Consider the following 21848-nt stretch of genomic DNA (forward strand, 5'->3'; position numbering starts at 1 on the left):
TCCAAATATACAGAAAAAAGATAAGAGAAGGCCTACTTCTCACTTATTAAAAAAAGAGGCAGGAAATTCAATACCTGCCATCTCATTCCTGTTAGTTATTTTCTCCTTTATGGAAATCTACCGGAACGGTATATTTTACTTTTACCGGTTTACCACGCTGCCTGCCAGGTATCCATTTCGGCATTTTCCGAACAATACGGATTGCTTCGTCATCGAGTTCTTTATATGAAGAAGAACGAATGACCTGAATGTCACTTAGCGAATCGTTTCGGGAACAGGTGTCTTGGCAGCCTGTGCCAGTTCCTGTTTGCTATCCGACAAGCGAAATTCTGCCATCATCAACAGTTTGTCACCAACCTGCATATCTCCGATGGTAACATCATAGAAAAAACGATAACGTCCGGTATGGTTCGGATACACATCGGGGTAAAGGGAAGCAGAGAACTCCCTACAGTCTCCATTTTCTACACTATAAAGGATATCGACTGCAAAATCATTGATAGGCAGTTTGCGCCAGACACCTTTGTCGTCTTCATAGGTGATGTAATAATGTGCACCGCAATAAACAGGACCTCCGCTATGATTGTATAAGATAAATTTTACCTGCTTGGTTTCCGTTGAATAAACAGTGTATTCGGGACGAAGAGCAACACCTTTTTTATCATTCACTCCTTCTGTTGTATTTATGGGGGGCACCTCAGGACCGGTAAAACGGAAAGCCGGGGAGTCCATCACATTCTCACGGAATTCCTTTTGTTTCTCAGGAGTATTGACAATCAGGCATATCTCGATAGCATGTGTTCCTACCCCTGTACTTATCACATTACGCATCACAGGAGTTCTTTCGAGTTGCCGCCATCGTTCAGTCAGTTTCTCGTTAATTGCTAAAAGTTCTTTTTGAGTATAGGTCAAACCTGGTTCGACAATGAACTCCTTCGATCCCAATATCTCTTCCAGTTGTTTACGGACAGTGGCAGAGTCACCCCTGATTTGGAAAACCAACGTATCCCGATCATCAATATAGATGCCGCCGATAAAGTTGGGACACTTCTTGCTCTCGACCGAAAAGCCGACAACTCCGGGAGGATTATCTCCATAGAGTTCACCCAGCTTTTCCAATAACCGCATCGGTACTTCCTGGGCAGGGACTTCCCGACCTGACATATTATGAGCCGGAGTCTCACTAATACTGTCTTTCGGCATCGTGTCCGCCGATTTACGAGAAGTGGAGATGTTGCAGGCAAAAGTAAACAACAGGCCACCGATACATACTGATAAAAGAAGTCGATTTTCCATACTTCATCTGATTTATTGATTATTACTCTCCTGCTTCTTACGGAAAGTGACCGGAATGGTATATTTTACTCTGACAGTCTTTCCACGGTGTTTACCTGGTATCCATTTCGGCATTTTCCGAACAATACGGATTGCTTCGTCATCGAGTTCTTTGTACGAAGAAGAACGAACAACCTTGATATCGCTCAACGAGCCATCCTTTTCTACAGTAAAAGAGACTGTTGCACGTCCTTCTCCGGTTATATTTTCCGGGATGTTATCTGCTATAAAAGCTAACAGGGCTTTTTGTCCTCCTTCTGAAAACTCGGGCATCTGTTCTACGACTGTGAATACGGTTGTTTCCAGCATATGCTTTTCCTGTTTACGAAATTCCTGTTCAGACAAACCTCCCAGGAAGCTTTCGGGCATAGGATTTTTAGTTATTCGGTTTAGTTCCTCCTTATCATCCGAAAGGCGAAATTTAGCCATCATCAGTACTTTTGTTGCAAACCCCACATCTCCGGGAATTACATGAAAGAAAAAACGGTAACACCCCGCACGATTCTTATATATATCCAGATTAAGACCGGCAGAAAACTCTGTATATTCACCGCTCCCCACCCCGTTAGCAACATCTAAAAAAGCATAATGATTCCCGGATAATTGATGCCATACGCCTTCTTCATCCTCACAGGTAATAAAATAATATCTGTCGCAATGAACCATATGCCTGCTGCTATTATACAAGATAAACCGGATTTCTTTTGTTGCCGTTGAATAGACGGGATACTCCGGACGAAGAACAATCCCCATCGTATCACTCACTCCCACCACTGTATTTCCATCGGGGATTTCCGGTCCGGTAAAACAGAAAGCCGGAGAGTCCATGACCTGCTCACGAAACTTTTTTTGCTCCTCCGGAGTATTGACAATCAGGCATATTTCAATATCATGCGTTCTCATTTTAGTATAAGACACATTCCTGAGAAGGGGTAAATCACCCAATATTATTTGTCTGTCAAGTAGTTGTTCTTTAAGTGCTATCAGTTCTTTTTGGGTATATATAGCATCGGTTTCAATGAGAAAGTCTTTCGAATCCAACACATCTTCCAACCGTTTACGTGCCACAATAGAATCGCCTTTAATCTGGACCACCAACCTATTGGATTCGTTCACATATACGCCGCAAATAAAATCAGGACAGTTCTTATTAGTGACTGAAAAACCGGTAAATCCGGGAGGTTCATCCCCGTAAAGTTCCGCCAGCTTTTCCAATAACCGCATCGGTACTTCCTGGGCAGGGATTTCCCTAGTTGACATATTGTGAGCCGGAGTCTCACAAATACTGTCTTTCATCATTAAGTCTGTCTGCTTGCGGGAAGTGGAGACATTGCAGGAAGAAACAAGCCACGCGCAACAGAGACATACAAGTGAAAGATAATAATTCTCCATACCGCTCTTTTTGATTCGTTTTCAAATATACGGAATAAAGAAAGGAAAATGCTTATCTCCGGCTTATTTTTAAAGAGATACCTGGTATAGGAACTACTGCGGTTCGTAATTTATCAGAATTGAATGTTACTTTTCTCTTGAAAGAAAAGTAACCAAAAGTTCAAGGCTGCACCGGCTTCGCTGCTACGGGGAAAGACGGAGCGGACGCTCACCCGCTGAGGCCTGTCAGAGAACGCAAAGCGTTCTTTAGGGATTGCCGATACCGACACCTTTATAATACAACAGGTGTTTTCGACTTTAACAGACGGTATCGGCAATCCTAAGAGGAAGCTCCGCTTCCTTTGAAAGGCCTCAGCTGGCGAGCGTTAAACGCAGCAGCCGGAGAGAGCGCCCGGAGCATCCGCTGTTTGAGCGAAGCGAGTTTCGGAGGCGACAGCGAACACAGGATGCGAAGTAGCGAGGCAGGTGTAGCCTTGATCTTTTGCCTACTTTTGGATCAAGCCAAAAGTAGACTAAAACGCCTCCTCTTTATTCTGTTATAAAACAACCGTTTTCCACACTCCAATCATTACCGAAGAAGCCGGATACCTCAACACCATGAATGCCTTCCTTCAAGATATCCACATTGAAGATCAGTAGGTCGGGGAAACCGGTAATACCGGAGATGTAATCATTCGGATAGGTTGCTTTCATACCTTCAATCCCTGTTCCGGCTACAACACCGACACTGGCTGTACGGCTGTCGGGACGAGGATAAACAAAATAAGTACCCAGATTATTACCTTTCATCACTTTATCTCCCATACGGATCTCACCTTTCAGAACCTGTACCGGAGCATTCTTCAGAAGCTTGTTCCACGCTTTATTGTTGGCTGCATTTCCGTAAAGGACTACATTCCTGTCGGCATAAGCAGAAGGGATAAAATCTTTGTCGGCAATCACATCGATGGAACCGTTTCCTCTGTAAAGGAAAGTCTCGGCATCGAAACGGGCTTTATTCTGATACCAGTTGTTTTCTTCTTTATTACCTCCTGTTGCATATACAAATACAACATGATTGTCGAATGCCTGTTTGAAACCGCCATAACGGGAAGGATACTTCTCTGTCACAGAAACTTCATCCACCAACGTCCATTTACCGGAAACTTTCTTCAGTACAGCCGGTTTAGTACCATCTGCCTGCATTGTTTCGTTATCGATAGTGATGCTTGCTGCTGCCGGGAGTTTCAAAGCCGGCAGATCGAATGTCAGCGATGCCACATTAGAAGTCGTGCCTGAAATGCCGTTATCCGTTTGTTTGAAAGAAACGGAAGAGAAAGCATAGGCCGTATCCTGCTGGTTGATGGTTACCCAATAATCCTTAGCAGAGATGGCCGGGGAAGCAGTATGGAACTCCAATTGTTTCACTTCGCCGGCAGCAGGTACTTTATGCCAGCGGAAATAATCGAAAATAGGTTTCCAGTCAACACTCTCATTACTGTACCAATGCGAACCGCCCGGATATTCATAATAACAAAAGTCCGGATGGAATGTGCCTAACACCTCACGCATCTGACGCACTTGCTGGATAGGAACGACATTATCCGAATCGCCATGAAGAATATAGATACCCGATTGCAGGAAATTCCTTTTCAAATCCAGTACACGTCCGGCGTTGGCAGCCTGGCAGATCGTCGTAAAATGTTTCTCTCCTACATTGGCAGCATCGGCATTCGGCCGCGAATAACGGGCAATATCCGGATAACTGGCACAAGGAGCGATAGCCGCAAAACGGTCGGGATAGGTGACACCCAGGAACCAGGTACCGTGTCCGCCCATCGAATGTCCGGTAAGATAGGTGTGGGCAGGGTCTGTCTTAAAGACTTTTTCAGCTTCTACCAATACTTCCATTGCATCGATACGCCCCCACTCTTCCCAATTGAAGCCGAACGGGCGGCGATTGGTCGGAGCGATTATATGCCCCCAATCTTTCGGTGCATAGGCACGGGCTTGATTACGGGCCTCCACAGAAGCACCATGAACAGACAGGAACAAAGCCTGATTATCTCCCTGGGTAGTCGAAGGATTCACACTGTAATATTGTACACTTCCATCCACATCGCTGATGAAAGTACGTTCATGTATGACAGAAGCATCTTTTTGCTGCAAAACAATTTCGGCGCGGTCAATCTCTTTGCCTGATCGATCCTGCAGGATAACCGTTGCATTCGTTGCACCTGTCTTTGCCATCGTTGCGGCAGGGATACGGAATTTTACCTTGCGGACCATCATCGGCATTACATCATCCGTTGTCAGGGTAGCTGTTTCCCCATTTTCCAGTTTACATTGTATCTTTAATCCGGAAAGAGCTTTTTCCTGTGCGTTAACGATGCGGATAGCTCCCCACTTCTCTCCTTCCCCATTGATAATATCCGGAAGTGTCATATCCCGTTTGGTCAACATTACCGGTTTGGACGGAATGATCAGTTTAGCTGCTACCCTGCCGAAACGTCCGGGTGTGAAAATAAATTCATTATTACCTTTCTGCATCCGGAAAGGAATCAACGTATAAGCGAAATCGTAATGGTCCCCTTCGTGAGGCATACCGTTGATAAACGTGCGGGTATTCCCACTCGATTCGAGCAGTGCGATCTGAGGTTTGTCGGCATTATATTCTGTGAAGACATAGGCACGGCGTAAAGCACGGTTGGCAAACTTTCCGGTAGAGTCGGCCTCGATCGGCGTCCATTGCACAGCATCACGGGTCCGTCCGTAGTTGGTTGCTGTCAGGTCGTTTCCGGAAGGAGCTTTGAACTTCCCGGTAGCGATCTCCCATCCCAATCCGTCAGAGGTAGTGAACAAATAACCGGAAGGAGCTGTCACCGGAACAAAATACCCCTGTTTGAAAGAATGAAGTATGATGCCTTCGTCCACACGTTCAACCCTTTCTTTACCGAAATACTCGACGATATTACCTGTCGTCTGTTGTGCCGCCAACGGGGTCAACCCCAGAAACAGACTGGCAACAGTCATAATATAAACATTCTTCATTTTTATTATTTTAGTGGTTTATAAATTGTTTAGAGATAAAAAGGAGACTGCGGCACGGGCTATCCAGTCCTTATGTCACAGCCTCCTTTTCAGTAAAAGCGTATAAATATTACCAGTAATACTGGTCCATGATCTCTTTCATCCGCGGCGTATCGTCATCCGTATCGCCAACATCCGCACGGAGTTTCAACAATTCCTGCTTCATTTCCTTGATGACATCGGCATACTGAGGATCGTTATACATGTTCTTGTCTTCCTTCGGGTCGACCTGCAGATCATGAAATTCCCATGCCGGAGTAGTCGGCGTTTCTTCCGAACCGGTTGCATTCAGACGGTCGCCGTACAGGAACATCAGTTTATAACGTTCGTTGCGGATACCCATGTGGGCAGGACGAATGGAATGATGTGTCCAGTAACGGTAGTACATTTCCTTGCGCCAGTCGGCAGGTGTTTCACCTTTCAGGTTGTCGCGGAAACTTACCCCTTGTGATCTTTCCGGAGCTTTTATTCCGGCATAGTCGGCCAGTGTAGCAGCAAAGTCCACGTTCAGGATAATATCCTTGTTGCGTGTGCCTGCCGGAATCTCTTTCGGATAACGGATCACGAACGGCATATGCAGAGGTTCTTCATACATCATGCGTTTATCGAACATACCGTGTTCACCCAGGAAATATCCCTGGTCGGAAACATAGACTATGATCGTATTCTTGCTCAATCCTTCTTCGTCGAGCATCTTCAACAGACGACCGATATTATCGTCGATAGTTGCTCCACAACGCAGATAATCTTTGATCATTTTCTGATAGATCTTCTTACGGGCAGCCACTTTATCCATTCCCTTCGTAGAGAAAGGCAGTTCCGGATAACGGCACCACCAGGCATCCGGGTCTTTCGATGCAGTCTCCCAACGCCAGCCCATATTCTCCAGTTGCTGTCCCTGGAAAGCTCTTCCCGATTCCTCCGGTCCGAACTCCATCATGCTTTCCGGTTCGGGGAAAACGACATCGTCATAGAGATGCTTCATCCGTTCAGGGAAATCCCAGGGTTCGTGTGTCGCTTTGAAGTGACAGCACATCATGAACGGTTTGTTTTTATCGCGGTTACGTATCCATTCCATTGTCTGGTCGGTAACAATATCGGTCGAGAAGCCTTTTACCTCAACGCCCTGTTTACCCTTATCGTCGTCCACCCAGTTTTCCGCAGTCTTAAAGATCGGATTGACATATTCACCCTGGTCATGGAATACATTGAAATGGTCGAAACCGGATGGTTGTCTCTTTAAATGCCATTTACCGATCAGAGCCGTCTGATAACCGCCTGCCTGCATCTGTTTGGCGATATTGTCGACAGCCGGATCCAGCCCGTCTTCCAGTGTATACACTCCGTTACGATGGCTGTAAGCACCGGTCATGATAGCCGCACGGCTAGGTGCAGAGATCGAATTCGTACAAAAGCAGTTATCCAGCACGCAACCTTCCTGGGCCAGACGGCGGATATTCTCATTCTTAACATAATCGGCCAGGATACCTCCATAGATACCCCATGCCTGACCGGTATGGTCGTCAGACAAAATAAAGAGGATGTTCGGGCGTTCTTCCGCCTCTTTCTCCGTCTTTTTGTTTGAGTTGCAACCAATGACAGGCAGGCATGTTGCTAACAGACCTGCCTTCAAAATTAGATCAGCGTTTTTCATTTTCTTTATTTTAATTTTCCTGGTTCTCTACGTCCCGGCCCTTTCACACGTGTCAGGTTATCTCCCAGATCCTTACGCATATCATCGGCGATCTTCATCAGCTTGGCTGCTTCTTCCGGATATTGGGAAATGACATCGTAACGTTCTCCCGGATCACGGCGCAGGTCGTACATTTCAGCCTTTTTCAGTTCTAGGTTCGTCAAATCACCCGGTTGACCGTCATTACCCGGCACGTAAGCACCATAAGTCACATACTTATGCGGGAAAACAAGTTTGAACTTGCCGTCTGTTACTGCTTCCAAATCGTTTTTATGATAATAATAAACGAATGATTCACGTGGGTTGGCATCCTTCTCTCCCTTGATAAGAGGCAGGATACTTACACCGTCGATCTTACGCTGGGGCAGCGAAGCACCGCTGATCTCGGCCAATGTAGGCAACAGGTCGATATTGGAAGCCAATTTGTTACAACTTGTTCCCGGCTGCGTCACCCCTTTCCAGTACATGACACAAGGAATACGGTTACCACCATCGAAAGTTGTCGCCTTTGCTTCACGTAACCCTCCGGCAGAACCGGCATGGTTTCCATAGTTCGCCCAGGGACCGTTATCGGAAGTCAGGACGATCAGCGTATTTTCTTCCAGTCCTTGTTCGCGAAGTGCTTTCAACACTTCACCTACGCTCCAGTCGAGTTCCATCATCACGTCACCGTATAGTCCCTGTTCACTCTTTCCTTTGAACTTATCGGACACAGCCAGCGGAACGTGCGGCATAGAATGTGCGAGATAGATAAAGAACGGTTTATTCTTATTTTTCTTTATGAAGTTGACCGTGCGGTTCGTATAATCTGTCGTAAACTGCGACTGATCGGTATTATAACCAACCACTTCGTTGCCATCGTATGTCGGCAGATCCGGGAAGTTGAAAACTTCGCCCTGCTGCGGATGGTAAGGCCACATATCATTGGAATAAGGCAATCCGTAATATTCGTCGAAACCGTTCTGCAAAGGCAGGAACTGTTTAGCGTCTCCCAAATGCCATTTACCAAAAACGGCCGTACTGTATCCCTTCTGTTTCAGCAACTCCCCTATCGTCATTTCATCGGGACTGATCCCATAATCGGAACCCGGACCGGGTGCTCCGGCAAAACCGATACGGTTCGGATAACAGCCTGTCAGCAGACCGGCACGCGATGCGCCACTGATGGGTTGTCCGGCCAGGAAATGAGTAAAACGGACTCCCTCGGCTGCCATACGGTCGATGTTCGGCGTTTTATATCCGTATGCCCCGTTATAGGAGAAGTCCCCATAACCCGCATCGTCGAGGTTGATGATGATAAAATTTGTGTAATTTGCCGCGAAGCCGGTAAAAGCAAGGCTTGACGTTGCTGCTAAAAGCATTAGCTTTCTGTTCATGATATCGTGTTTTTATTAGATAATGTCAATATATCACCGCATAGAAGCGTTAAAGATACAAATTAAATAAAAATCTTCCGAATGATTTTACTTTTTCATTCGGAAGATTCCAGAATAGTGTATGTATTATTTCCACCCCGGATTCTGCACCAGGTTCTCATTCAATACAGTCTGCTTCAAAGGGATAGGATACAAATAACATTTGTCTTCCCAGCCCGGATTCGGCTTTTCGATGTAAGTTACGCAATTCACATAGCGAGGCATATCCGTCCCTTTATATAAACTTTTAGCCAGAGCCTCACTATTGTAATCTCCTATATTATTGATCTTGACACCGACCGGTTGCTCATTCAGGTATTCACCTTTCTTCCAACGTTTGATATCATCGAAACGGAAACCGGATCCCATCAGTTCAGAACATCTTTCACGACGGATCTCCCACAAAACAGGAGCTACATCTTTATCACGAAGCGTATCAAAATCCGATCCGATCGCATTCACGGTCATGGCTGCCACACCGGCACGTGCACGCAGTTTGTTGATCGTTGCATCAGCCACCACCTGGTCGAAACGTCCCAACTCGAACATCGCCTCGGCATGGTTCACCAACACCTCTCCCATGCGGAAAATCGGTCCGTCAGTACCCTGCACTTCCCCCTTATCGGCACCGGGCAATGCATTATAATATTTATACATGAAGTAACCGGTCTGTGTATCTACCCCACTGACTTTCACTGCGGTCAGGTTAGGAATATTCGCGATATAGGAAGTAGTCTTCTTTAGAGGCAACATCTTTCTTTCCTGATTATTTTTGGTCAGTTTGCCCATCATATCGATATATTCCCGTTCTACCGCTTCATCTGTATATTCCCAATGGGACAGGTCTGTAGAAACCGTTACTTTATAAGGAGGACAAATCGTATAATACAGACGTAAGTCACGATTCCTGAATTCATCATAAACGGTATTATCCCCATCATACACAGCAGAAGTTGAAATAGGTTTCCCATCCGAACACAAATAGTGTTCAACCAGTTTCTTTGAACCTTCATATAAACGTTCACCGGTCGTACGTTGAGTCAGGTCATGCCCTTTCCCTTTTTCATTTTCCAGATATTCCCTGTACAAAAGGATACTACTTTGCCCTTTCAGGCTTAATGAATTGAAGACATCATCGTAATCAGCCATCAGACCCAGATTCTGGTCGATCAGTTTCTGAGAGGCTTTCACGCTGGCTTCCAGATATTTCGAACCATCTATATTATCCACACTGCCATGATACTTTCTCCAGGTCCCTTCATACAATCCGAAACGGGAAATTAAAGCACGTACAACATTCGGATTGACTGTATTATCACCATCCCCTTGTGCTTTTATATTCTCTTCGGCATAAAGAAGATTTTCCAGCATATGATTGGCTACAACTTCGCGGGAATCTTGTTTGGCATACAGAATGTCTACATCATCCGTGCCGACCACATGTTCCAGCCAGGGCAGATCACCAAACTTTTTAAGCAACTCAAAATAGCCATGAGCACGGAAGAAATAACCGACCCCACGCCAGTGAGCCTTATCTTTCTCGGTCATTTGTGAATTATCAATATTATCCAGCATCAGATTCACTTGGCGGATAAAATCAAAGGTCCATGTATCTGCACTGACATTCGAGGGAGACATGCGGTTATTCACCCAGGCTATTCCACGGGCATCGTTCGAATCGTATAACATATCCGATATATCTCCTGCCTGAGGATAATTCTGATAAGCGATCAGCGTTTTATTATACAATCCCCACGCATACATCTTGAAATTATCATAAGTCGTAAAGACGGTATTTTCCGTTTCTTTGTCAATCGGGTATTTGTCCAGGAACTCATCATTCAAACAAGATGTTCCCCCTAAAAGAAATGCAGCCAAGCAAGCTGATAAATATATTTTTTTCATAAGAATCAAGTATTATACAAATTATAAAGTAACATTAATACCAAAAGAGAATTTCTTCATGAACGGATACAAGTCATTAATACTCATTGTCTGTTCCGGGTCCATTCCTTTATACATATGATGTTTTGTCCAGAGATCCTCACCACTGAAAAATACTTTAAAGGCAGAGATCGCTTTTGTCTTTTCAAGCCAGGTACTCGGGAACGAGTAGCTCAATGTGACATTCTTCAGTTTGATATACGATCCATCCATCAGATACTTTGTCTGATTCCTTCTGTTGAAGCTATCCGCTCCCTGGTTAACGCCGGTCTGATTACCTAAGCGGGGATAATAAGCATCACGATTTTCCGGAGTCCAGTAGTCCAGATGATGTTTCAGGACTGTCGCAGCAGCATTCGGATTATCCGTATTGGTATGTGGCCATGCCAGGAAATTCGACTTACCATCCGTACCGACAATCAGGTCACGCTTTCCAACTCCCTGGAAGAAGAATGTCAGGTCGAAACCTTTCCAGCCGATGCCGGCATTGATAGCATACGGATAACGTCTGGAACTATTACCGATGATCTTTCTGTCACCCGGATTCTTCGCGGTATTATCCCCTTCCGTATCGATCTTTCCGTTACCATTCAAGTCTTTAAACAAGATATCGCCCGGTCTCGGATCACGAACGTACGGATCAAGTGTCGGAATACCTTCTTTCAGTTTATAAATACCTTCTTCTTCATTGATATATTCAAAGTCATCTTCCGTATAGAAACGATCTGTTACAAATCCCCAGATTTCTCCTACTTCCTGACCTACACGATAATTAGTTACTTTTGCAGTAGATAACATCTCTGTCGGATTGTCGAACTTCGTTACTTTGGAACGTGAATCATAGAGATTCAAACCGATATTATAACGCCAGTCTTTACCGATCCGGTCTCTCCAATTGATTGCCAACTCCCAACCCTTCGTACGCAAATCTGCCGAATTTTCCAAAGGAGAAGAACCGCCCAGCACAGAAGGAAGTTCCTTACCCGGAGCCAACATACCTTTCGTGTCACGGCGATACCAGTCGAATACCAGATCCAGCCGGTTATCAAACATACCCAGATCGAAACCGATATCCAGGGTTTCAACCTTTTCCCAGGTAAAACTAGAGCTGAACAAAGCCGGAACCTTACGGGTAATGTTCCATACGCCATTTTCCAACCATCCGTCATCCGTTGCCATTACACCCAGGAAAGCATAGTTTTTAATAGCCTGGTTACCAACCTGTCCGAAAGAACCTCTTAACTTGAAATTAGTGACATATTCTTTCGACCAGTCCATGAAACGTTCCTCGGAAATTCTCCAACCCAATGAGAAAGAAGGGAAGAAACCGAAACGGTTACCTGAAGGGAATTTGGAAGAACCGTCATAACGTCCGTTTGTTTCAAATAAATATTTTCCTTTATAGTTGTAAGACAGTCTGTAGTACAAGCCACGCAATGAATATTCGTCATATTCGTCACCTGTAGTCATCGTTCCGTCTGCACCGCTCAGGGAAGGGTGTTCGGGATTTACAACATGTAATTTCTTTCCCCATACTTTACGTATGTAACTGTATTCCTGGTTGAAACCAGCCATTACACTGAAAGAATGGTCATTGATAGTCTTATCGTAGTTTCCGTAGATATTGATCGCATTATAATTGGTATGTTGTTCATCCAACTGATAAGATGAATTGCCGCTATATGAATCGGCCAATGAGAAATAGTTGTTCTCTGCATTGACATATTTCACTGTCTTCTGATATTCATCCTTATCGTAGTTCGTTCTGTTGAAAGTATATTCCGCATTGATCAACAACCCTTCCATCGGTTTAAAAATAGCCTTGCCGAAAAGACGGATATCTTCCGTATTCTCAGACTGAACCGGAGAGTTCATGATATTCCAGCGGGGAGTGCCTATCGGATACGTTTCCCCATCTATTTCGACGTCACCTTCCGGATAATAAGTAGGCAACAACTGAGCCAACCGGTACGGCGACCAGTTTCTCAATGTATTCATATTCGGATTCGTCTTCTTCGCCTTCGAATATTTAACATCGGCCTGTACTGTAAACCAGGAAGCAATTTCAGAACTTACGAAAGAAGACAGGTTATATCTGTTATAACCGTCCTTGTCTGAAACCAGGATACCGTCTTCGTCCAGGTAACCGAAAGACAGACGGTAGGCAGATTTAGCCGTACCACCACTGACAGAAGCATTATGTGATTGCTGAAAACCATAGTTATCCATCATTCGCTCCAGATGGTTTGTTTCTCTCAGGTCATAACGGTTTCCGCCCTCATCCATATAGTAACCCAATGGATATTTACCGGGATTCACCTGATAATCTTCCAGATAGCCTAACCAGGCAGAAATGTCCTGTCCGTTATTATAGCGGCCATTCTTATAACCCATATCATTATAGAAACGGACTGTCTCCAGAGGCGATGCTTTCTCTATCAAAGACTGGGGTTTGGAAAAAGCAAAGTTGTTGTTATAATTGATAGAAACTTTCTGTTCTTTATTGGCCTGTTTGGTCGTGATCAAAATAACACCGAAAGCAGCACGTGCACCATAGATAGCAGCAGACGCAGCATCTTTCAACACCGTTACCGTTTCGATATCGGCCGGAGAGATCATATTGATATCCATCGGAACGTTATCAACCAACACCAGAGGTTCCCCTTCGCCATATTCGTCTATATTCAGACGGTTGGTACCACGTACATTCAGTTTCATGCTTTTACCCGGGCTACCGGCATCCGTGGTAATCGTCAAACCCGGCATAGCTCCCTGCAAAGCCTGGCTGGCAGAGACAACAGGACGATCGCCCATCACCTCATCCATTTTGACTGTACTTACGGCACCCGTCAGATTGACTTTCTTCTGAGTACCGAAGCCGACAACAACGACTTCGTCCAATGTTTGCGTATCTTCCAATAACCTGATATCATATTGGGATTGTCCGTCAACACGTACTTCTTTATTCAAATATCCGATATAGGAGATCGTCAATGTGCTGCCGTCAGGTGCTTCCAAACTGAAATTACCATCGAGATCCGTAATAGTACCGTTTGTGGTACCCTTTACAACGACATTCGCACCAATAACAGGTTCCCCTTTATCGTCCGTTACCACCCCCGATATCTTCTTCTCCGGCTGAGCCTGTTGAGACGCACCGGTTTTTGCTTTACGGACACTTACAGAAACCGTGTTATCTTCACGGTTAAAATCCAAACCTGTTTGTTTGGATATTTCACTGAGGACGTCTTTTAACGGCTTGCCGTTGAAGGCCAGATTAACCGTCAATTTGTTATTGATGACGGTCTCGCCATAAAAGAACTTGACTCCCGTTTGTTGGGAAATCTCTTTAAAAACCTTTTCTACAGGCTGGTTGTGAACCTGAATGGTTATCACTTCTGATTTAACCGATTGAGCTGTTACCGGTTGTACGCACACAACTGCTAAAAAAACAAAAAGAACAGAATAACAAGCCCAACAATACTTCTTAATATTAAGGAAGTTCATAAATTTGGATGTTTTATGGTTGTTTTGAATAGTAATTTAAAACGACTCCGTATGGATTGCCTGGAGTGGACGCCTGGCAATCGTAGAGTATAAGGAGGATCTCTGTGATCTTCCTTTTCTTTTAATTTTTCGTTAACTGGTGTCTTTCATGCAAGTATCAAATTAAAAGGTTCATAATTAATTCTTATATAAAATTATTTTGTCTTTCTCTATTCTGTATTTTATATCTGTCGAATATTGAATTGATTTAAGTACCGACTCCAAGCTCTTATTATCGTGTTCTCCATAAATATATTCATCATATTCAGCTCCCGGAGCAAATGCTATCGGACGGTTATACATACGGATCAGTTCATTTACCACGGTCCGTATCGGAGTCCTGTTAAAATAAAGCCCTCCCTTTATCCAAATAGTAGAAAGCTTTGCATCTTCATTCCGTTTCTGGAACTCTCCTTTCGTTTTATCCAGGACAAGCTGTTCGTCAGGAGCCAGGCGCATCATGGCTTCCGGCAGATCGACCTGTACCTTTCCGGTCCGGACACTCACCGTCAACTGCTCGTCTATATCATAAGCCTTCACATTAAAAGAGGTCCCCAATACTTTCACATGAGCATCTTTGGTATGGATAACAAAAGGCTTCTCTTCATTCCGCGTCACTTCAAAAAAGCCTTCTCCATCCATCTCTATCTGACGGATATCAGAGATAAAATGTTCCGGATACTTCAAATAGGAACCTGCATTCAACGTAACGGAAGTACCGTCCGGCAAAGTGATTTGTCTATGCTCCCCGTTTTTTACCCGTATTTCAATATAAGCCAGTTCTTTTTGCCGGTTTGAGCGGAACATATTAAAGGTTCCCCACCCTATGGCGAATACGGCAACCAACATAGCTACGTATTTAAAATAAGGAGTAAAAGAAAGACGCTTTTCCGGCTTCCGGATACGATCCAGCAACAGACGGGCTTCCTCTTTATAGGATTCCTGCCGGGCCAATGACAATTCATCATCTTCCATTGTTTCCCAGACAGCGTCCATCGTTTCACTGATCTCCGTATTATATTTTCCCTCATGAAGAAGCTTCAATAAATCATCGGCATCTTTACGGGTATAAAGACCATCAATAAATCGTTTTAATATGTTGTTTATATGCTTCAATTCTGACATATTATTGGTGCGTATAATTATAGTACCACGGAAGCGGGCACAACTGGGATGCTATTAACTTTTATTATGAATTTAAACAAAAAAGGAGTAAGAGCAAATCGGCATATGTCCCGGCGTATTTAACTAAATAAGAACGTATTACTTTCAAAGATGCGGAAATATGTTGCTGAACGGTATACACAGATATATTCAATTCTTCTGCAATCTCCTTATGAGATTTCATTTCCTTCCGGCTCAAATCGAAAATACGGCGTTGTTGTGAGGTCAGGTCCTGCAACGCTTTTTCCAGTAACTGGTTCAGATCGGCGTCTACTATTTTATCCTCCGTGTCGTTAGTTATATCCACAGAGCCTTTTAATATGATATCTTTAAGTTGTTGTTCTTTTTCTATTCCAGCCAGTAAATTAAGGATCCGGTTCTTTACAATTGTATAAATATAGGGGGCAAAAGGTGAATCCGGATTCAGAAAACGACGGTTTTGCCATACCGAAGTAAATGCATCCTGAAAAACATCTTCCGCAAATTCCCTGGATTTAAGAAACTTCATTGCAAAATACATCAGTCTGCTCTTATACAAAGCGTATAATTCACAGAAAGCCGATTCGTCATCATGAATCAGACCTGCAATTAGTTTTTTCTCCTGTTCTGAATTATTATACATAAATAATTGCTAAAGGCATATCTATTCCCTCTCAATCCTAAGACTTGTCAAATATAGAGATATTCTATATACCTCACAAACTCCATTCACTATTTTATTAAGTCAGCAGGAAACCGTACATTTGTGTGATTTTTACGAAAGGATTAAATTGCAGATGAAAGTATGTATTGCTGAAAAACCGAGTGTGGCACGTGAGATTGCCGAAGTACTGGGGGCTACAAAAAAGATGAACGGGTATATTGAAGGAAACGGATATCAGGTTACCTGGACATTCGGACATCTGTGTACACTGAAGGAACCGCATGACTATGCCGACGAGTGGAAACGGTGGAGCCTGAGCGCTCTTCCCATGATCCCACCCCGCTTCGGAATCAAACTGATCAGCAACCCGACTTACGAGCAGCAGTTCAAAATAATCGAAGGACTGATGCAGAACGCCGAAATGGTGATTAACTGCGGTGATGCCGGCCAGGAAGGGGAACTGATACAACGTTGGGTCATGCAGAAAGCCGGTTGCACCTGCCCGGTGTACCGGTTATGGATATCTTCTTTGACAGAAGAGGCGATCCGTGAAGGCTTCCAGCATCTGAAAGAACAGACAGAATTCAAGACATTATACGAAGCCGGACTGTCACGGGCCATCGGCGACTGGCTGTTGGGTATGAACGCAACCCGTTTATACACGATCCGCTACGGACAAAACCGCCAGGTACTTTCCATCGGCCGCGTTCAGACACCTACACTGGCACTGATCGTAAACCGCCAGGCAGAAATAGATAACTTCAAGCCCGAGCCTTACTGGGAATTGAAAACGGTCTACCGGAATACGACATTTTCTGCCACCAAAGGTAAATTCACCAAGAAAGAGGAAGGGGAAGCGTTCCTCGAAATCGTCCAACAGGAAGATTTTACCGTTACTGATATATCCGAAAAGAAAGGAAAAGAATATGCTCCCCGTCTTTTCGACCTGACCTCGTTACAGGTGGAATGTAATAAGAAATTTGCCTTCACTGCGGATGAGACATTGAAACTGATACAATCTTTATATGAAAAGAAAGTGACGACCTACCCTCGTGTAGATACCACTTTCCTGAGTGAGGATATTTATCCGAAGGTCCCGAATACGCTGAAAGGATTGGTAGATTATACCGAGCTGACGGCTTCTCTGTTGAACGCCAAGATCCCTAAAAGTAAAAAAGTATTCGACAACTCGAAGGTAACCGATCACCATGCAATCATCCCGACCGGCGTTCCGGCCCGTAACCTGACAGAGAACGAACGAAAGGTGTACGACCTGGTTACCCGCCGCTTTATCGCAGCCTTTTATCCGGATTGCGAAATATCGACCACCACTGTACTAGGGAAAGTCGGTAAAGTCGATTTTAAAGTAACCGGAAAACAGATATTAAAACCGGGATGGCGTGTCGTATTCGGTGCCGAGCAAAAAGATCCCGATGCAGAACCAACCGAAGAAGAAGGTGTTTTGCCTGACTTTACCAAAGGAGAGTCCGGACCTCACAAGCCGTTACTGAAAGAAACCTGGACGACTCCCCCCAAACCATATACGGAAGCGACATTGCTCCGTGCCATGGAAACTGCCGGTAAGCTGGTGGAGAATGAGGATTTGCGCGATGCCCTAAAAGAAAACGGTATCGGACGTCCTTCTACTCGCGCTGCCATTATCGAAACACTGTTCAAACGGAATTATATCCGGAAGGAACGTAAGAACCTGTTTCCTACTGCAACGGGAAAGGAACTGATTGGAACGATACATGAAGAATTGCTCAAAAGTGCAGAACTCACCGGTTTATGGGAAAAGAAACTGCGTCAGATAGAACGGGGTACATACGAAGCCCGGACATTCCTGGAAGAACTGAAACAAATGGTCAACCAGGTAGTCATCAACGTTCTTTCCGACCAGTCGACCCGCACCATCACCATAGAGGAGGCAGTCAAAGAAGCACCGAAAGCAGAAAAAGGGACTAAAGAGGAGAAAAAAGAAAAGAAACCCCGAAAGCCGCGTGCTAAAAAGGAAGAGAAACCGAAAGAAATAGAAAAACCTGTTTGTCCGATCTGTAAGAAAGGAAATATCCTACGGGGAAAAACGGCATACGGCTGTTCCGAATATAAGAACGGTTGTACGTTCCGTCTGGATTATGCGACTTATGGAGAAGGGTTATCGGATAAAGAATTGATAGAAGTAATAAAAGCATTATAATGGCTCTATTATTTGTCATTATAATGTTCTGGCTTGTAAAAGTTATAATTAAAATTCATATTCCAACCTCCGGTAAATGATTTCAATAATCAATCAAATCCAGAAAAGATGAATTTAAGAGTTTGAGGATTCATGCGATTATCCCATATAGTCAATACTTGTATTCTACAATATCATCTAACCGTTGTTGAGCAAGTGGAGTAAAATAGATATCCATAAACCTATCTGTATCGAGCTAAAACATCCTCCATAGGAATAAGCAAACCTTTATCTGCTTGCTCAATACCGACCTGTATATCTTTATATACACGTACAGGAACTTTCAAACGTGAATAATATTGAGCCATAGGTTCATTTAATTGAGACCTTGATTGCTCCTCATGTAATAAATCATCTTTTTTCATATCTCCAGGTTTAGAATAGATTACAAAGATAAGGTTAATCTTCAAAGTTTCCCTATATTTGTTCATTAATTATTAACTTATGAGAGAAGAATGGTTCCCTCTGGTGAATGAAGAGGGAGAAACAATAGGTAAGGCTACCCGCCGGGAATGTCATAGCGGTAGTAAACAATTACATCCGGTCATCCACCTGCATATTTTTAATGATGCAGGAGAATTGTACCTGCAAAAACGTTCGATGAACAAAGATATTCAACCTGGTAAATGGGATACGGCTGTAGGCGGACATATCGATTATGGTGAAACGGTGGAAGAAGCTCTTCGCCGGGAAGTTCGTGAGGAACTGGGTATCACCGAATTCACCCCACAATTCATGACTCGTTATATATTCGAATCGGCTATCGAAAAAGAACTGGTCAATACATTTCGTACCGTCTATAACGGAGAAATCCAACCGGATACCGAAGAACTAGACGGCGGACGTTTCTGGTCGATGGAAGAGATTAAAACCAACCTGGGGAAAAACGTGTTTACTCCGAATTTTGAACAGGAGTTCCGGCGGTTATTCTTATAACATATTAAAAACAACATAAAAACCATTCACCGTTCACCCAACCACATTCAACACATTAGAAAACAAGACACATCTGCAATAAACGTAGGTGAATGGTTTCAAAAAAAAGGTGAATGGTTATTAGCAAACCGTTCACCTTCATATTTTATCAGAATTGAACTATCCTATAATCAAAGTGACATGACTATTACAGGTTCATTTGCCGTTGGTTTTAACCAACGGTCTACAGATTGTATCCCTTTTTTGGCTTTAGCCGCATTTCTCTTAAATAACAAGACTGTTTAAAAAGGGACTAAAGTCCAATGAGATAGATCATTTACCAATCCGTCAGCTGAAGCAGACGGCAAATGAACCTGTAACTAAGTATGTCTTATTGATGACTGAGACTTATGCTCAGATAGGTTCAATTATTTCTATACTTTCCTCACCAAACAATAATAATTCCCAGTCTTCGTATGTATCTTCCGAATCCCTGAGGCATTCAGCATTTTACCGAAACGACAAGCCGACGTATTACTGAACTTCCGTTTGGAGCGTTCCGAAATAATATCCAACAATTCGACTGATGTAAACCGTTCCTCTTTCTCCCCAGGCTCCGGTAAACGGAAATAACTGAACAAATACTGTATCTCCAACGGTTCATCCTGAAATCCGGAATTACTTTGTGTCAACAACCGTTCCTCTTCGGTGTTCAGCCAATAACGTTCACCCGAACGGATCGCATGAAGCGCCTGCGCATACAACTGTTCATACTCCACCGGAGAAGAAACATCGATCGCCCCTGTTACCTGAACACAAATATAACGACGGCTCCCTGTCGGATCCGTCAACAACTCCATTGGATTGGCTGTGGCCGAAAATGAAGCCAAACGCCTCATCTGCTGAAATGTTTTCTGATGCGGGCGACGTACTTTCACTTCCGGCTTCTGAATCAAATGTTTCAAATCAGCCTGATACTTCCGGCTCAAACGATCGAATTCATCAATTGTGATCAATACATTTTGAGACATCAACAGCTCTGCCTCACTCTTATTTTCCAAATTGATACTTTCTGCATGATAATCCCTCAACACAGGCGGAAGGAGTAAACGGAAAAATGTTGATTTCGAGATCCCTTGTCCGCCCACCAAAACAGGAACCAGACTATTCGCATACAGTCGGTCTGCCTTTTGCCAATGGGCAACCATACTGACAAACCATACATAAAACCGATTCCTCCACTCCGGATCCGATGTCGGCACCGTATCGGCCAATGCACGTATCCGGTCTTTCCCGTCCCATCCCGGCAGATTGTATAAAAACTCTTCCAACGGATTATAATTCGGAACCCGTGGCGAATAAATATAACGGCGCACATCTTTATCCCAGATATCAAGGCCTTCCTCCATCGCATTCAGGCAAATGCCGTTCAATACCTCTGTTGTCACCGGTCGGAAACGAAAACAGAAAGAATGCTTCTCCCTGTACTCTACCTCCCCGATAATCTCGTTCTTGCGAAACTCATATCGCCGTTTCAGAAATTCCTCCATCCGTGCCAATAGATTCATAGACTGCGGCAGATGGGGTTTCTTCCCGAACGATTTCCGCGAAAGATACACATTATGAATCGTCAGCCTCAGCAGGTTCTGATCACGTAAATTCCATAATCGGAAATAAAGCCAGCGCACGACATCTTCTTCCGGAATACCCGAATCGAAACAAAGCGCACCGACCGCCACAATAAAATCTTTCGGTTCCTTTTCTCCCCAATCGGGCCCCTGTTCGCGATACACCTGATTCAGACAAGTTTCGAAAAGCATTTCCATTTTTTTATATTGCTCCACACCTGGCAAGATACGTGCCAGCGGATCATCAGAAGTCCGTATCAGCTCCGCATATCCGGAATCTTCCGGCATCTTCAACGGCTGTTCCATCCGGACAGGCAACGACTCCGGATTATAAAAACATTCCGGATCGAACGACAAGCGGCATCCCCGGTCGAGCGACGGCTCCTTGAAATCGACCGGCCACTGCAATTGCGCCTGATAATGCAATACCGCCCTGCGATAGGCATATGCGTGAAAACAAGCCGCCGCCTCTTTTTCCACCGGCAGCGAACCATCCGGCAGCGTATAGCGAACCACGACCTTCACACTCAATCCGCTTGAACCGATAAAGGCCAATAAAGGCTGGTTGTACTTCGTAATCTCATCACGCAACCGCCTGGCTTCCGCCCTGTTTGCCAAACGGTTGAATTCCAGTAAAACCAAACCGTTATACTGTTTCCAAACCTGCTCCTTATAACCGGAAGCAAAAAGTACCACCGAAATTTTCTCCGCATCAGCCAACCGGCTTCCGGGCGAGCAATAGGGAATCATTTCACGCATATCCCTCACTCGCCGGGCTTGATCCTCATTCTTTATACGTTCCGCGACAACATCTAGCGCCACCAGCTTACCGGAACTCAGATTTCCTTTCAATAATGTAACTTTCATT

General features: G+C 44.3%; 14 protein-coding genes. 2 read left to right on the forward strand and 12 right to left on the reverse strand.

Features of this window, described 5'->3' with window-relative positions:
* Positions 1-91: 91 nt before the first annotated feature.
* From DWW23_RS26825 to DWW23_RS22920, 10 genes are all read right to left on the reverse strand, one after another.
* Complete coding sequence (locus tag DWW23_RS26825; protein WP_316251422.1) at positions 92-250, reverse strand: TonB family protein; 159 nt, start codon at positions 248-250, stop codon at positions 92-94.
* Positions 251-255: 5 nt separating this feature from the next.
* Positions 256-1296, reverse strand: a complete 1041-nt coding sequence (locus DWW23_RS22880) for an immunoglobulin-like domain-containing protein (protein ID WP_233564426.1) — start codon at positions 1294-1296, stop codon at positions 256-258.
* A 12-nt stretch (positions 1297-1308) separates the two neighbouring features.
* On the reverse strand, positions 1309-2727 hold the full coding sequence (locus DWW23_RS22885; protein ID WP_122356555.1) for an energy transducer TonB: 1419 nt from the start codon (positions 2725-2727) through the stop codon (positions 1309-1311).
* A gap of 528 nt (positions 2728-3255) precedes the next feature.
* Positions 3256-5757: an alpha/beta hydrolase-fold protein gene (locus DWW23_RS22890; RefSeq protein WP_233564427.1), complete on the reverse strand. Its 2502-nt coding sequence runs from the start codon at positions 5755-5757 to the stop codon at positions 3256-3258.
* A gap of 109 nt (positions 5758-5866) precedes the next feature.
* On the reverse strand, positions 5867-7450 hold the full coding sequence (locus DWW23_RS22895; protein WP_122356557.1) for a sulfatase: 1584 nt from the start codon (positions 7448-7450) through the stop codon (positions 5867-5869).
* A 5-nt stretch (positions 7451-7455) separates the two neighbouring features.
* Complete coding sequence (locus tag DWW23_RS22900; RefSeq protein ID WP_122356559.1) at positions 7456-8865, reverse strand: sulfatase; 1410 nt, start codon at positions 8863-8865, stop codon at positions 7456-7458.
* 126 nt (positions 8866-8991) lie between these two features.
* Positions 8992-10809, reverse strand: a complete 1818-nt coding sequence (locus DWW23_RS22905; protein ID WP_122356561.1) for a RagB/SusD family nutrient uptake outer membrane protein — start codon at positions 10807-10809, stop codon at positions 8992-8994.
* A gap of 21 nt (positions 10810-10830) precedes the next feature.
* The gene (locus DWW23_RS22910) at positions 10831-14355 is read right to left on the reverse strand and encodes a TonB-dependent receptor (RefSeq protein WP_122356563.1); all 3525 of its coding nucleotides are present in this window, start codon (positions 14353-14355) and stop codon (positions 10831-10833) included.
* Between the two features lie 177 nt (positions 14356-14532).
* Positions 14533-15519: a FecR family protein gene (locus DWW23_RS22915; protein WP_122356565.1), complete on the reverse strand. Its 987-nt coding sequence runs from the start codon at positions 15517-15519 to the stop codon at positions 14533-14535.
* Positions 15520-15583: 64 nt separating this feature from the next.
* Entirely contained in the window at positions 15584-16180 is a 597-nt protein-coding gene (locus DWW23_RS22920; RefSeq protein WP_122356567.1) for an RNA polymerase sigma-70 factor, read from the reverse strand.
* A gap of 154 nt (positions 16181-16334) precedes the next feature.
* Here DWW23_RS22920 and DWW23_RS22925 point away from each other — a divergent pair, with 154 nt between their 5' ends.
* Positions 16335-18398, forward strand: coding sequence for a DNA topoisomerase 3 (locus DWW23_RS22925; protein WP_122356569.1), 2064 nt, complete (start codon positions 16335-16337; stop codon positions 18396-18398).
* A 221-nt stretch (positions 18399-18619) separates the two neighbouring features.
* Here the strand turns inward: DWW23_RS22925 and DWW23_RS22930 are convergent, their stop codons facing one another.
* The gene (locus DWW23_RS22930; RefSeq protein ID WP_122356671.1) at positions 18620-18802 is read right to left on the reverse strand and encodes a hypothetical protein; all 183 of its coding nucleotides are present in this window, start codon (positions 18800-18802) and stop codon (positions 18620-18622) included.
* A gap of 79 nt (positions 18803-18881) precedes the next feature.
* Here DWW23_RS22930 and DWW23_RS22935 point away from each other — a divergent pair, with 79 nt between their 5' ends.
* Positions 18882-19373 (forward strand): NUDIX domain-containing protein, encoded by a 492-nt coding sequence (locus DWW23_RS22935; protein ID WP_122356571.1) that lies wholly within the window; start codon positions 18882-18884, stop codon positions 19371-19373.
* 413 nt (positions 19374-19786) lie between these two features.
* On the opposite strand, the gene DWW23_RS22940 is transcribed toward DWW23_RS22935, so the two are convergent.
* Positions 19787-21847: a VapE domain-containing protein gene (locus DWW23_RS22940; RefSeq protein ID WP_122356573.1), complete on the reverse strand. Its 2061-nt coding sequence runs from the start codon at positions 21845-21847 to the stop codon at positions 19787-19789.
* Position 21848 lies beyond the last annotated feature (1 nt).

The organism is Parabacteroides sp. AF14-59, assembly GCF_003479515.1.
GTDB classification, from domain to species: domain Bacteria; phylum Bacteroidota; class Bacteroidia; order Bacteroidales; family Tannerellaceae; genus Parabacteroides; species Parabacteroides faecis.